Raw genomic sequence first — 14,855 nt, 5'->3', positions numbered from 1 at the left:
TAGCATTAAATTTAATAAATGATTAGCTCTATGAGGAGGACCTTGGTTAATTGTGGGATTAACCAAGGTCTGTTTCTTTTTACCCTGCATAAAGTCCAAAACTAGCTAGCCAAGCTAAAAATACACTTGTAGGATCCATTATAAATCGAGAATAAAGAACTGCTGGAACTCCGACCTCTACAGTTTTTGGGTCTGCCTCAGCAAGACCTAATCCGACTGGAATAAAGTCACATGCTGCTTGAGAGTTTATTGCAAATACTGCTGGTAATGCCAATTGTGGCGGAATATTACCCTTTGCAATTTCAACCCCAATAATACTCCCTACAACTTGGGCAATAACAGCTCCCGGACCTAAGAATGGTGATAAAACTGGGAAAGAACAAATCGCGGATATAAGTAATAAACCTGGCACTGAACTTGCAATTGGAGCAAATGTATGACCAACCCATTCACCTAATCCACTCTTTAAAATAATTCCAATTAACATAGTAACAAAAGCCATAAATGGTAAGATAGTATTGATCACAGTGTCAATTGTATCACGACCACACTGATAAAGAACACCAACTATATCTCCCATTCCTTGTCCAACTTTAGTTAAAATTCCTCCATTACTTCTTTGTTCACTTACTTTTTTGCCACTTTCATATTTAGATTGCTGCTGTTCAGTATTACTGTCAGTACTACCAGCTCTTGTTTCTTCTGATACTTCTCCTTCTTGAACCTCTATATTTTTCTCTTTAACACCTGAAACATAAATGTCTTCTGTAATATGCTCTGATAATGGTCCACTAGGACCTGTATCTTTGAGGTTTATTGTAGGAATATCCTTTTGTGGATATATTCCACATCTAAGTGTACCACCACAATCAATTACTACACAAGCTGTTTCTTCATCAGGCACTTTAGTTTCAAAACCATTTACTAACTCTGCACCAGTTAAATCAGCAATTTTTTCTGCAACTGAACTCATTGGCCCTCCAGTAATATTAACAACTTTATTTCTTTGTTCTGTGGGTTTAACTACTAATGGTCCTCCAAAGCCTCCAGAACCAGCACTTATCTTAACTGCATTATAATCTGACATCTATTATCCCCCCTTTGTTTTTATAGCAATTATGCATTAGAACTTACTCGTTTATTTTCTCCGCTAAATGTTTCAGCCAATTTGATACCCTGCTGCTTTTCAACATAAGCTGTTGTCATCTCAGTAATTACTCCTCTTAAGAAGTTGATTAAGATACCAATTAAGAAATATCTTAAAGCAAAAGGAGCCTTAGCTAATCCTAAATCTTGAATTCCTTTAGCTATACCAAGAAACACAAATAATTCACCTGGATTAACATGTGGGAACAATCCATTCATCGTATGACACGAAAATGAAGCTGCTGCATAATAAGCAGGTTTACGTTTTTCTGGTAAAAATTTACCTAATGATAAAGTCATCGGATTCATAAAGAAGAAAGTCCCTAATACTGGTAATAAAATATATCTTGAAAACACATTAGAGGTACACTTCTTCATAAATCTTTCTACTCTATCTTGCCCTACAAATTTAATTATAGCATTCATTGCTACTAACAGGGCAATAATAGTAGGAACAAAGCCTGAAACCCAATTAACAAAAATGGAACCACCTTTTTCAAACATTCCCATAAAGCCATTTGCTAAATTAACTAAAATATCCATTCGAAATAACCCCCCTTTTTGATTTCGATCCTTGACATAAAACTTTTCTTAACTTGAAGTTACTTTTAAATCCTTTTTTACTCACCTCCTCAATTTGAAGATTCTTCAATTTATTTAAATTAATTTTTTAACTTTAGTTTATCAAGAACAAGTTTGTTCTTCGCACTCCATTTGACCATTTTCTATCGCATTTTCAATTGCTTTTTTTGTTGCTTTACTAAACTCTTCAAATACTTCTCTCTGGTCTAAAGTAAACACATCTAATCCTTTAACAGAGTTTATAGTTTTCATGCGAGCTAAAACTGAAAACCCCTTCATTTTTTCTCCCTTAATAATTTTATCATCTTCGTCTATGGCGAACATTACTACAGCTCCAGGAGTAATTCTTCCTTTTTTTCTCCCCACCACTACTCTACCTAATTGCATTAATCTTTTATAATGTTCATTGAAATTCTTTATTTGAAAATAGCCAAAAGCTAATTGTAAAATCCAAACTCCACCAACAGCAAACAGTAGTTTTAATATCATATGTTCCCCCTCCTCCTGATTTTAATAAAAAACACCCATCATCAGATACTTACTTCTAAGCAAATCAAAATTTTCAATCAATAATATTTAGTAGAATTATAAAGTAAATATCTATTAATGGATGTTATTAAAGTTATAAACTTGTCCCTGATAAATGTCAGTAGCTTATAAATAATTATAATAGATCTCAAGTTGTGATTTATCTTATTTCTTAAAATCAAATTATTAGTTATAAGAATTATTAAAATGCCTTTGCACAAATGTGTAAGTTATATATCAATTGTTCACACATTTAAAATATATCACATAAAATTTAATTTGTCAATATTTATCGACAAAATATTACTTATTTTTTGATTAGTATGATTCCATAAATAGCTCATAATTAAGTTATGAATTATTTAATTATAAAAAGGAATTCTACTTATACTGCAATTGGATCATAAGTAGAATTCCTAACTACTTCTCTTTAAGGGGGAGAGAAAAATTTTAGGAACCTACTTATATCCAATTACTTACTTATTAAGATTGAAATTGACTAACTAAAGTATTTAATTGTTCTGCCATATTATTTAGTTTCTGACTAGAATCTGTAATCTTATCCATCGCCTCATTCTGTTCTGCAGTTGCCTCAGAAATCTCTTGGCTTCCTGCTACTAATTCTTGACTATGCTCTGCTACTTGCTGCACTTCATCATTTACTTCTTCAATTCTCCTCACTATTTCTTGGAAATAATTTTCAGTTTGATTTGCTACTTCTACTCCCGCATCAATATTAATTTTATTCTTTTGAATAGTTTCTACTGCATTCTCTGTCCGTACAGTTAATTTATCAATGATCTTTTTTATATTATCAATTGAATTTTGGGTCTCTTCTGATAATTCTTTTATTTCTTCAGCCACTACTGCAAAACCATGACCTGCTTCGCTCCTCCGGTTTCCAGAACCCTCCTTAGCACCACTTGCTCTGGCTGCTTCGATAGAAGCATTTAAGGCTAATAGGTTGGTCTGCTCTGCTATATCAGAGATTACATTTATAATCTTATCTATTTCTTCAGAAGCATCCTGCAACTCATAAATTATCTCAATTGAATCTTCAGAAGTCTTAGCAATCTGATTCATCTTAGTTTGCGTATCTTTCATTTGTTCTAAGCCATCCTGCGCTAAGTTTTTCACTTCTTCTGCATTTTGCGCCATAGATTGCGAATTATCATCTACAAGTTCTACTACATCTAATAAATTTTGAATTGAAGCTGAAATTTCTTCTAAAGCACTAGCAGTTCTTTGGCTAGAATTATTTAACTCATTGCTAACAGCTTCTGATCTTTCTCCAGTTTGAGTAACACTTGTAATCATACCTTGAAATCCAGCTAACATAGTATTTATATTTTGAGCCAAAGTACCAAACTGATCATCACGCTCAACTTCAATTTGATTACTCAAATCACCATCAGCTATTTGCTCAGTTACTGCTAAAATCTCTGCGAGGGGATTAAATACTAATTTATCTAGTGCTATCATTACTATGATCTCAACCATAGTCAGAGCTATAAATAAAATAACACCTATCCAGACTAAAAGACTTTCACTTGCTTGAGGAGTTATCTGGCTGATTACTATACTACTTAACAGTAAAATAATAATAAAACTACTTAGCTGCACAATTGTTAAGCCTATTTTTAACTTAGATTGTAGCGAAATATCTTTTATCTTAGCAAACAATTTATCCCCTCCCTGATTTTTTACAAAAATTAATTACTTAAAACTTCTCTTACTTCTTGAGCCGTTTCACAGCTTAGAGCTTCTTCAGCTAGCTCTTCTGCTTCCTCTAAACTCATATTTCTGATTTGATCTTTTACTTCCGGGATTGAAACAGCACTCATACTAAATTCATCTAAACCTACTCCTAATAAGAATGGGGCCAATCTTTTATCTCCTGCCATTTCTCCACACATACCAGCCCATTTGCCTTCTTCATGTGCTGCATCTACTACCCGTTTGATCATTCTCAATAAAGCTGGATGGAACGGCTGATATAAGTCTGCAATCTGTTCATTCATTCTATCTGTGGCAGTAGTATACTGGATTAAGTCATTTGTACCAATACTAAAGAAGTCCGCTTCTTTAGCTAAGATATCTGCAACCATTGCTGCGGCAGGAACTTCAATCATCATTCCTACTTCTAGGTCTTCATCAAATGCAATGTTTTCTTCGCGTAGTTCTTCTTTTACTTCTGCTAAAATCTGATTCGCTTCTCGCAACTGTTCAACTGCAGAAATCATCGGATACATAATCTTCACTTGGCCGTAAGCACTTGCTCTTAAAATAGCTCGTAATTGTACCTTGAAGATCTCCGGCTTATCCAAACACATCCGAATTGCTCGATAACCTAAAAAGGGATTCATCTCTTCTGGCATATCTAAATACGGCAGTTCCTTATCGCCGCCGATATCCATAGTTCTAATCACGATTGGACCATCTATCTTTTCCGCTACTTCTTTGTAAGCCTCAAACTGTTCTTCTTCCGTCGGTAAAGAATCGCGGTCCATATACAAGAACTCACTGCGGTATAAGCCAATGCCTTCCGCTCCATTATCTTGGGCGCCAGGTATATCAGCTGGAGTACCAATATTTGCTACTAATTCTACCTGATGTCCGTCAGTAGTTTCCGCTGGTAATTCTTTTAGCTCAGCTAATCTTTTCTTTCTCTGGGCATATTCTTCTGCCTTTTCTTCATATTCAGCTAGTTCTGCATCACTTGGATTAACAATTACAGTCCCATCTAGACCATCAACTATCATCTGATCGCCAGTTTCGATATCATCTAAAATACCAGTTGCTCCTACTACAGCTGGGATCTCCATCGAACGAGCCATAATAGCAGTATGAGAGGTTCTACTGCCTACTGCTGTAGCAAAACCCTGAACTAATTCTTTATCTATTTGAGCTGTATCAGATGGAGCTAAGTCTCGCGCAACCAAGATTACTTCTTTATCTAACTCAGCTAATGAAACTGTATTTAAGCCCAGCAAATTTTTTAAAATTCTACTTCCTACATCTCGGAAGTCGCCTGCTCTCTCTTGCATATATTCATTATCTAGAGCTTCTAGCCTAGAAGCAAATTCTTCAATCGCTTGGTCAACACCAGCTTCAGCATTGATTTGCTCTTGATCAATCTTCGTTTCAACTGCCTTGATTAATTCCGGATCTTCCACTGCTTTTAAATGTGCCGCAAAAATCTGTGCTTTCTGGTCTCCGATTTCACGTTTAACTTTAGCTTTAATCTTTTCTAATTGCTTTTTAGATTTGGCAATTGCATCTTTTAGCCGTTTTTTTTCTCCGGCAGTATCCTCAATAGTTCTCTCTTCATATTCTACTTCACCTTCTAAAACCAACACTTCTGCACTAGCTACACCTGGGGAAGCTGCTACCCCTGTTAATTCTTGACTCATTTCAACCCCCCCTTTTTTTATTCTTCACCAAAGCCCTCTGATACTAATTCTACAATTGCTGCTACAGCCTCTTTTTCATCTTGACCATCAGCTTGGACAACAATTTCTGCGTCTTGACTAATTCCTAGACTCATAACTCCCATAATACTTTTTGCATTTACTTCTTGACCCTCATATTCAATCTTAACCTCTGACTCATAACTGCTTGCCTCATCTACTAACATCGAAGCCGGTCGTGCATGAAGTCCTGTTTCATTTGGAATTACCACTGTATCTTTTTTCATTAGTATCACCTCGGGTATTATTTTAGTATAATAAAATTTGCATAATGAAAATTCAATTACATAACATCTGATTATTTTTACTCTTTTTTTCTTTCGCACAATTGTGATTAACTTTTATCATTTGTTACAATAAAATATAACATAGCTTTTTTATTTTGTCAAATAATAGCGAATTAAAATATTGGACTTTTCATTTAATTAATTTACTGTCAAAAAATAAAAAAAGCCATATTATCTACTAGATAATATAGCCTTTAAATAAAAATTAATTAAGTTGGTTTTTTAGACTTTACTTCAATTAATATTTTTTTAGCTTCTAACTGCACTAAATCACGATCATCAGTAGTTAACGGTTTAATGATTTCTTTTAATTTTTTATTATTAGGATAGATAGATTTTAAGGTTACTAAAGATTGATAACCCAACCACATATCATTAGTAGAAAATAAAATATTAATTACAATATCTATTAATTCTTGATCAGCAAAATTGATTTTTTCTAATAATTTTAATAGTGCATTTTGTAAGCGAGGGTTCTCTGTTTTTAATTTTGGTTTTATTCGCTTTAATAATTTTTCAGTTTGTATTTCACTCAGTAAATTAATTATTGTATCTTCAATTAAGAGATCATCTTCTTTTAAAATATTTAGCAATTTTTCTACTATCATATCATCATTTACATCTAAAACAACTCTTTTAATAAGAACGAATCTAATTCCGTTTTGCCTCATCTTTCTAATTAATACTCGTAAAGAATAATTATTAGCTTGCAATTTTCTTTTAGCTATATTAAACGTTTTTTGGGAAGAACTAGACAATAAAGATATTAATGATAACATATTTTGCTTGATAAATTCTCAATCTTTCTCCTCCCCAAAATAATAAAGTTATTAATCCAAGACCACTTCTTAAATACATTGTAGTAGAACAAGAGAAAATATTTGGCAAATCAATGTTTAAAGCTAACAGTAATAATCCTAATAAATAGTTAACTAGTACAAACTTAGACTGCCAACTAGTAATTTTTAATATCACTACTGGAACTAGCATTAAATAAAGATAATCAACAACTTCTAATTGCTTATAAGCATACCATAAATTTTGCCCATCCACTAATAGTAATTCTTGTAATAAAAAAGCTACAGGAAATACTACTAAGAAAAATAATATAGTTAAAAACAATCCCCCAATTTGATATTTATTGAACCAATAAATTGATAAAATAATAAATACTAAGCCCCATAAAACATTGATTCCATAAGCTTTAAAATAATAATAAGGATCTACCTGGGCCAAAGTGCGGTCAACATTAATCACCCCAGTCCCTAATAATCCCTGCTCATATTTCGGATCATCAATCACATCTGTATTATTTAAAATCAAATCCAGACCACGCTGGCCTGACAAATTAGGCTGCAGAGTCAATAACTTAGCCAATAAAGCTACTACTCGCGGCGCTGAAAAAGATGTCCCTACTGCTTTAAAACTTTTAACTGTGACCCCCTGGGGAAGATATAATCTAGAGATATATTTAACACTACCTGGAGCGCACAAATCAATAAAGTCTCCATAATTAGAACTAGCTGCTTTAGCATCAGCAGTAGCATTTCCTACAGCAACTGTTCCTTTAAAGCCCGCCGGATAAATTGCTTGCTCAGAACTTTCATTACCTCCGGCTGCAATAACTATTACTCCTCGATTAACTAAATCATTAATCAAAGTTTTATGTTTATCGCCTGCCTTAGAAAAACCTAAACTAATATTAACTATTATTCTTTGATTAGGATATTCTTTATTATAACTAGCAATTTTTCTTAAAGCATCATAATAAAGTTGCTCATTAATGCTCCCCTCCTCTTCTACACTATAAGAACGCAAATTAACCTCAGGCACTTCTTGATAAATAATTCTTCCTACCACACTGCCATGATTGATTTGACCATCCATTGCTAAATTTTCAACAAAAGCAAAATCTACTTTAGTATCTATAATAAAAACAGTTACTGGGGAGTTAGAGCGAGCATTAGCCAATGAAGTGCATATTAATAACACTAACAGCAACAACAATAAGATAAAATAACTTTTTTTATACTTCAATCTCTTCTCCCCCCCCTTTAATTTTAAAAATTGTAGAATCATATATTTATACTTATATTCTATTAATAATTAACCTGCATTAATTTGCAAAAAACAAAAACAACCCCTATGGGATTGTTTTTATAATCAGTCTCTCTTTTTTTATTGTTTAATACGATCTGCAACATCAACTGCAGTGGGCAAGATTAAACTTTCTACATTCTCTAGCGATTTTATATTATTAATTCTTTTAATAACTTCTACTCTAAGATTATACTTTCGAGCTATCTTCTCTAAAGTGTCCCCTGTTTTAACTTCGTAATAATGCGAAACAGGCACAGGGATTTTTAACTTAGCACCAGGTTTTAAATTTTCAATCATTGTTTCATCATTATGACTAATAATTTCAAAAAACGATACATTAAACCACTGGCTTATCTGCCAGATTGTATCCTTTTTCTGAACCTGATAAGAGGCAAAAACAATACCATCTTTTTTCTCTCTCGCTTCAATCCTTGTTTGTCTTTGCTCATCAATTATCCTAGGAGTAAGAAAGATTATTAATTCTTGCTTTTGCGTATCTTGCATTTTGCTCTTAAACAATTCCCCTAGAATTGGTAAATCACCTAAAAAAGGCACTTTAGACATTTTTTCTACATCTTCTTCTTTAATTAATCCTCCAAGTGCTATAGTCTGACCATGTTTAATGCGCACACTAGTTTCTGCTTTACGAGTCCCAATCACTGGATATTTAGTATCTCCCGCTTCTAAATACTCCTTAACTACACTAACTTCAGGACTCACCTCAATATACACTTCATCTTCTTTAGTGATCCTTGGTGTGATCTCTAAATTAATTCCTACATCTTTAAACTCAACTTCAGTATTCTCATCTGATTCTTTAACAATCGGAATCGATTCTCCAATATTAATAGTTGCTGTTTCTCCATCTACTGTTGTTAAACGTGGATTAGCTAAAGTAGAAGATTGATTATTTTGAGCTAATAAATTTAAAACACTTTCATAATCCAAACTAACATTACCAACTTCAAGAGTTGAACTAGTACTTTCCTCACCATCTTCATTATCTGTTCCGCCAGTTGTCCCTGTTCCTTCGCTCTCTTGGTCAGCATCAATCTTCAAATTACTAAAACTCCAGTCAATTCCTAACTCTTCTAAATCACCTTTAGATATTTCTTCTAAGCGCACCTGAATAACGACTTGTTTGCGCGGATGATCTAATTGTTCTATAGCAGCCTCAAGTTCAGGTAATTTACTTTTATAGGTCTGAATCATCAGCTGATTACTGCGTTGATTAATCTGTATTTTGTCTTGCTCTACTAATAAACTAAGATTATTCTTTACTTTTTCAGGGTCAGCATTATTTAATTTATAAACCTTAGTAACTTGTTCACCAAATCCTTCTTCTAATTTTTCTGTGGTGCCAATAATAATTGTATCTTCAATAATTTTATAATCTAAACCGCGACTTTTAACTAATAATTTAAAAGCCTTAACTACTGAAACATTTTTTAACTGAGCTGTAACTTCACCTTTAACAGTGCTATCATCAGTAATAACATTCAATTCTGCCATTTCAGCTAAAGAACGAAGAGCTTCTTTTAAAGCTACACCATTAAATTTGATTTCATTCTTAATCTGCTGGTGACTAAAATCTTTCTCTGCAGCAGATACTACTCCAGTGACAAATATTCCTAACAATAATCCACATATGATTACTAAAATTGAAAACTTCTGTTGCTGCTTAATTGTCTTCACCCCCCAGCTTAAGTACAAACTCTTGAGCTAATCTTTCTATTTCAGATGTTTTATTTTTAACAACCGGCATAATAATCACCCGCTCAGGCATAATTTTCTTCACTACGAAATTATTGATCATCTCTCCTTCATGAACCATTTCATTGTGACCATCTTTCATTTTCAAAATTGCTATTCTTACTTTAGGATTTACTAGCAAACCTACTAATTTAATCCCAATAGGTCTGATCTTTTCCTGGTTATTTTGATCTGTAGTTTTAGAATTATCAACATCATTTCCTTTATTTTGAGTTTGATTACTTTTTTCTTTCTCTAAACGTGGTTGGAATGGGTCAATTGCTCCTGACTCTTCTAACTGCGCAAGATTCATTACTGCATCTTTAGTTCCTGACTCTTCTTCCTCCTGCCCCATGCTACCTTTATTATCTGACTCTAAGTGTTTATTAAGTGCCACAACTCTCTGCTCTATATTTTGCTCATATTGACTTACACTTTGCTGCAGTTTAACTATATCCATGATTTCATAAGTTAGAACTATTATTCCTGCAATGATTACTAGTCCAATTATTAAATATAGGAACAGCTGCGGCATTAATCGGGAAGAAAAAATACTTTTAAAGTCCATTTTAATCCCCCTTACTACTCTCAGTTATATTATATCCAACGACTTTAATTCCCATAGTTAAAGGTGAGTTATCTGATTTTTCTTTAGCCGCAGAAGAAAAAGCAACTTTTTCAACTCGCATCAAATAATCCAGTTGAGAAATATCCTCTAGGTAGGTTAGCATATTCTGATAACTACCTCCTAACTGTAAAGTAACTGGATATTTAACATAAGACTTAACTTCTTTTCTCTCTTGAGGTTTAAAAACTAGTAATTTTAAGTTATTAGTTTCTGCTAATCTATTTAAATTAATTATTAATTCTGATAGAGTTTCTCTAGTCACTAACTGATTATTATTAGTTAATTGTCTTTGAATTTTTCTAAATTCTGCTTCTAATTGTGGCTTTTGGACTGCTAAATTTTTCTCAACTTCAAAGTCAGATTGAAGTTGACTCAATCTTTCTTCTTTAGCTTGAATATCTTGCTGTAACGGTTGATATAAATAAAAATAAAAAGCTACTGGGAGCACTACTGTTACAATTAGAACCATTATGATTTTTTCCCGTTTTGTCCGCTTTTGCCAAAAATCCATGTCATTCTCCCCCTTTAACTACAACTTGTCCACTTAACTGATATTGAAGAACAACTCGTGTAGGGTACCCAGATTGAGAAAATTGGGTTTGATTAGTCAATTCAACATATATATCACTAAAATACTTAGATTTTTTAAGCCGATTAATAACTACTTCTAAATCATTCTGTTCTAAAGCATAGCCACTTAATTTAAATTCATTATTTTCGTTAATTTGATACTGTACTAGCCAACTAGTTTCGGGCAATATCTCTCTTAAATCCTCTAATACCAATCCCCAATTTACTCTGCTGCCCATCACTGCCTGTTTCTCTTCTAATTGAGATTTTATCTTTTTAGAATCTTGTTTAAGTTTTAAAACTTCCGTAGTTTTATTCCGCACTTGCTGTAATTGCTCTCTAGCAATCTGAACTTTCTTTGCTAAAGCATTCTGTTTTACCATTAATCTCAAATAATTTACTCCTGCCAAAGAAATTAAAACTATAATTATCAAAGCAGCAATTACTAAACCCAATTTGTCTAATTTAACGCTTCGTTCTTCATAATATTTTTTGGGAATTAAATCAATCATTTGCTTTCTCCCACCTTAAAGCCAGCCCAATACTCACTAACATCTGAGGGAATACCTGCTGTAAGTAGTCTTGGTTAATATTATCTAAATTAGAGTAAAAATGATCACCTAGTTCCAATGCTTCAACTTCTACTCCAATTTGCTCTTCTAGATAATCCGAAAAACCTAATAATTTACTACTCCCACCAGTTAAAAATATTTTTTCTAATTCATATTCTTCATATTCTACTTGAAAATAATCTAAAGAACGATAAATGGAAGTAGTTAAATTACGAATTATTATAGCTGGTTGATCACCCAAAAATAAATTATTATTCTTTTTATAATTTTCAGCTTCAGCAAAGGACAGATGACGATCCTCAGCAATATCTTCAGTAATATCTTTTCCTCCCATATTAATAGTCCGAGTAAATAATAATTGTCCTTCATTTAATACTGAAATATCAGTAGTTTGAAAACCAATATCAATAATACAAAAGGTTTTATTAATATGCAGATTAGTACTTAAACGTCCTAAAGCTAAAGGCTCAGTCTCTATTCCCAATGCTTTAAGACCTAAAAGTTCAAATAAATTTAAATACTGCTCTATCAAATCTTCTTTAACTGCCACCAATAATAATTTATAACTACCATCAGGATTCTGATCCAAAATTTCATAATCTATTGAGGCCTCTTCTGCTGATAAACGAATCTGCTCTTCGGCCTCCCACTGCACTGTATCATCTAATTCTTCTTTGGGCATATTAGGCATCTCTATTGTACGAGTAATTACATTCTCCCCACTAACAGCACTAACCACTTTAGTCCCATCAAATTCATTCTCTTCTAAAGTAGTAGACAAATGATTAGCTAATTTTTCTACGCCAATTAATTTCCCTTCGTCTAAAATTCCAGGCGGAGTGGGCAAAATAGCTAATTTGTTTATTTGAATCGAGCCTTCTGTTCTTTCTACTTGGCTTAATTTAATGCTCTGTTCACCAATATCAAGACCAATTACTTTTTTTTGCTGTAAATTATTTATTTTTTCTTTTAGCCTCTCTATCATTTCCATTTTCTCACCTCACTAAACTTCACTTACTTTTCCTCCCATGAAATCATCACTGGTTCTAATCCAGATTTTTTATCTAAAACATGAGAAAAAACATCCGTCTGAATTTTTTCTGCTCTTATACTTGATCCGTCGAGTCCTAGAAACTCTGAAATGATCGTTGAAGTTACAGATGCAAAGTTTCTTTCAATCAAACTCATATCTCCTTTACTTATTAAGGCTCCCTGATAATTATAATTCACATCCCAATTAAAGTTCATATTGCCCGTTGTATAAACAAGTGTATTCTTAGTATCTAAACCTGCCCCCGCCACCGTATAATTACCATTAACTAAAAAATAGACATTTTCAATATCATTATTAATCTCTCCAAAATCTAAATTACCATTAACTACTACTACAGCTGGATTATTAGGGTCAGGAGAACTAATTTCATCATAGCTCATTGATAAACTACTATCTAAATAAATCATTTCTCCAGCCGGCAAAGAAACTTTATCACTTTTAAATATCCACCAGCCAGAACTAGAATAATAATCACTATTTTCAAAAGCTGTTTGATCAGCAAAATACTTATCACTTAAACCATTTTGATGGTCCTGAGCATCAAAATTAAAATCAGGAATTTCATCAGCCGAAATTTCTCTACTTTTAGGATCAGTTTTATTACCTTCCTGATCATAAACATCAACTTCAACTTCAGAACCTGAAAGAGTAAAGCTTGAATTTATAGTTCCTCCACTAGTAATAGGTTTAGTAAACATATCATTATATTTAACATGAGTTACTATCTTCTTTTCTAAATCATTTCCGTTGCCTGTAGCTAAAATTTCATATACATCTTCTGCTCCACTTAGCTTTTTAATAGTCACACTATAATTAACGCCACTACTTGCAGAAATTGTTTGATCTGCAATTTCATAGTGATTACTCTCTACTTTATTCCAGTCTCCGCTGTCTAAATTATCTTCTTTTAAATCATAAATAGCTTTTTCTATTCCTGCTTCAGCCGCATAAAAAGCTTTGGTTTCTTCAATTTCTGATCTAACTGATCGCATCTCACTAATAGTCACTGAAGACAATCCACCAATAATTGTAGTAAATGCCGCAATTACTATTAAGGCAACAGCTACGACTGACCCCCTTTCTTCCTGCCACATAGTGATCACCTCTTTCTCTAATCTAATAACCGCAGATTAAAAATTTCTTTAACTCTATAGTCAGCTTCAGTAAAGTCTTCATCTTTTGTTAAACCGATATCAATTTCAAGAATATTCATCTCTGAATCATAATTATATTCGGTATCAACTATAATCTTTTGTGTTACATTCACAGCTGAACCCCAACTACTCCCTGGATCATTATCAGGCCATTTATCTTCTCCTATCTTCTTTGTTTCGTTAGTAGTAGCTACCTGCCATATCTTTAAAATGTTTTTTTCTACAGCATATTTCAGACATTCTTCCGGCTCAGCATCATCATCAGTCGTTATTTTAAGCACTAATTCAGAACCACTATTTCTAACTTCAACTTCTCGACTACGCATTATATTGTCTTCTAAGCGATTAAGAATAAATCTTTCTTCTGTTTTTAATGATAATTGCTCTTGAGTATATTGTGATGAATTCCATCCCGCCACAAAGAGGTTGGTCACAGCAGTAGCTACAACCCCCATGATACTAAGTACAACTAAAATTTCTATTAAAGTAAAACCCTCATTTTGCTGCTTCATCTTATCACCTTCTTGCCAATAAGGTCTCTAATTTTACACTAGGAGGGTCTGTTTGATTTGAATTCCAAAATACTTCTACTGTTACTTCTTTCAAATCAGATCCACTATGGTTTTCAAGTGTTACTTCTATTTGATATTGTCCTTGCACATCCAATTCATTCTGCAAATCTTTGGGCGTTTTTTGATTCCAACTCTCTTCAGCCGCTTCTAACTGCGTCGTAAAATCCTGATTTAATTTATCAGCTTGAACAGCAGTCCCCTTTAAATCCTCTATGACCCGCTTAGCCAAGTTCAAAGCTTGACTTTGCTGATCAATATCATTCACCATCCGAGTATTATTAACAAAAAAACCAGCAATCGGTACCAGAGCAATCGATAAAATAGAAATTCCTACTAACAGTTCAATCATGCTAAATCCAGCTTCGCAATTATAAATCCATTTTTTCATACTCGCCAGCTCTCCTTTATAAATCAATTTACAATGGACAATTGATAATTAA

The 14,855-nt window shown here is 33.1% G+C and carries 16 protein-coding genes; all 16 read right to left on the bottom strand.

Going from position 1 to position 14,855, the window contains the following annotated elements; translation table 11 throughout:
- Positions 1-79: 79 nt before the first annotated feature.
- Positions 80-1,087, bottom strand: coding sequence for a PTS glucitol/sorbitol transporter subunit IIB (srlE, locus tag JOC47_RS08650; RefSeq protein ID WP_204701673.1), 1,008 nt, complete (start codon positions 1,085-1,087; stop codon positions 80-82).
- Between the two features lie 29 nt (positions 1,088-1,116).
- Complete coding sequence (gene srlA, locus JOC47_RS08645) at positions 1,117-1,689, bottom strand: PTS glucitol/sorbitol transporter subunit IIC (RefSeq protein ID WP_204701672.1); 573 nt, start codon at positions 1,687-1,689, stop codon at positions 1,117-1,119.
- A gap of 141 nt (positions 1,690-1,830) precedes the next feature.
- On the bottom strand, positions 1,831-2,217 hold the full coding sequence (locus JOC47_RS08640) for a transcriptional regulator GutM (protein ID WP_204701671.1): 387 nt from the start codon (positions 2,215-2,217) through the stop codon (positions 1,831-1,833).
- Positions 2,218-2,739: 522 nt separating this feature from the next.
- Positions 2,740-3,939 (bottom strand): methyl-accepting chemotaxis protein, encoded by a 1,200-nt coding sequence (locus JOC47_RS08635; RefSeq protein WP_204701670.1) that lies wholly within the window; start codon positions 3,937-3,939, stop codon positions 2,740-2,742.
- A gap of 29 nt (positions 3,940-3,968) precedes the next feature.
- Positions 3,969-5,669 carry a phosphoenolpyruvate--protein phosphotransferase gene (ptsP, locus tag JOC47_RS08630; protein ID WP_204701669.1) on the bottom strand — a complete coding sequence of 567 codons (1,701 nt, stop codon included), beginning with the start codon at positions 5,667-5,669 and terminating at the stop codon, positions 3,969-3,971.
- 17 nt (positions 5,670-5,686) lie between these two features.
- A complete protein-coding gene (locus tag JOC47_RS08625; protein WP_204701668.1) occupies positions 5,687-5,953 on the bottom strand; it encodes a phosphocarrier protein HPr in 267 nt (88 codons plus the stop codon).
- 269 nt (positions 5,954-6,222) lie between these two features.
- Positions 6,223-6,792: a hypothetical protein gene (locus JOC47_RS08620; protein WP_204701667.1), complete on the bottom strand. Its 570-nt coding sequence runs from the start codon at positions 6,790-6,792 to the stop codon at positions 6,223-6,225.
- Positions 6,764-8,050 carry a S8 family peptidase gene (locus JOC47_RS08615; RefSeq protein ID WP_204701666.1) on the bottom strand — a complete coding sequence of 429 codons (1,287 nt, stop codon included), beginning with the start codon at positions 8,048-8,050 and terminating at the stop codon, positions 6,764-6,766. The genes JOC47_RS08620 and JOC47_RS08615 overlap by 29 nt, the downstream gene beginning before the upstream one ends.
- 141 nt (positions 8,051-8,191) lie before the next feature.
- On the bottom strand, positions 8,192-9,808 hold the full coding sequence (locus JOC47_RS08610; protein ID WP_204701665.1) for a secretin GspD/PilQ domain-containing protein: 1,617 nt from the start codon (positions 9,806-9,808) through the stop codon (positions 8,192-8,194).
- A complete protein-coding gene (locus tag JOC47_RS08605; RefSeq protein ID WP_204701664.1) occupies positions 9,795-10,433 on the bottom strand; it encodes a hypothetical protein in 639 nt (212 codons plus the stop codon). Before JOC47_RS08605 ends, JOC47_RS08610 begins: the two co-directional genes overlap by 14 nt.
- A gap of 1 nt (position 10,434) precedes the next feature.
- On the bottom strand, positions 10,435-11,004 hold the full coding sequence (locus JOC47_RS08600; RefSeq protein ID WP_204701663.1) for a type IV pilus inner membrane component PilO: 570 nt from the start codon (positions 11,002-11,004) through the stop codon (positions 10,435-10,437).
- A gap of 1 nt (position 11,005) precedes the next feature.
- The gene (locus JOC47_RS08595) at positions 11,006-11,575 is read right to left on the bottom strand and encodes a PilN domain-containing protein (protein WP_204701662.1); all 570 of its coding nucleotides are present in this window, start codon (positions 11,573-11,575) and stop codon (positions 11,006-11,008) included.
- Positions 11,568-12,626: a type IV pilus assembly protein PilM gene (gene pilM / locus JOC47_RS08590; RefSeq protein WP_204701661.1), complete on the bottom strand. Its 1,059-nt coding sequence runs from the start codon at positions 12,624-12,626 to the stop codon at positions 11,568-11,570. Before pilM ends, JOC47_RS08595 begins: the two co-directional genes overlap by 8 nt.
- 23 nt (positions 12,627-12,649) lie before the next feature.
- Positions 12,650-13,783 carry a pilus assembly PilX N-terminal domain-containing protein gene (locus JOC47_RS08585; protein ID WP_204701660.1) on the bottom strand — a complete coding sequence of 378 codons (1,134 nt, stop codon included), beginning with the start codon at positions 13,781-13,783 and terminating at the stop codon, positions 12,650-12,652.
- 17 nt (positions 13,784-13,800) lie between these two features.
- A complete protein-coding gene (locus tag JOC47_RS08580; RefSeq protein ID WP_204701659.1) occupies positions 13,801-14,355 on the bottom strand; it encodes a PilW family protein in 555 nt (184 codons plus the stop codon).
- Positions 14,356-14,359: 4 nt separating this feature from the next.
- On the bottom strand, positions 14,360-14,803 hold the full coding sequence (locus JOC47_RS08575; RefSeq protein ID WP_204701658.1) for a type IV pilus modification PilV family protein: 444 nt from the start codon (positions 14,801-14,803) through the stop codon (positions 14,360-14,362).
- Between the last annotated feature and the right edge of the window lie 52 nt (positions 14,804-14,855).

The organism is Halanaerobacter jeridensis, from assembly GCF_016908315.1.
GTDB classification, from domain to species: Bacteria; Bacillota; Halanaerobiia; order Halobacteroidales; family Halobacteroidaceae; genus Halanaerobacter; species Halanaerobacter jeridensis.
The sequence above is the reverse complement of the archived record's forward strand: the minus strand, read 5'-3'. Positions and strand labels throughout refer to the sequence as shown.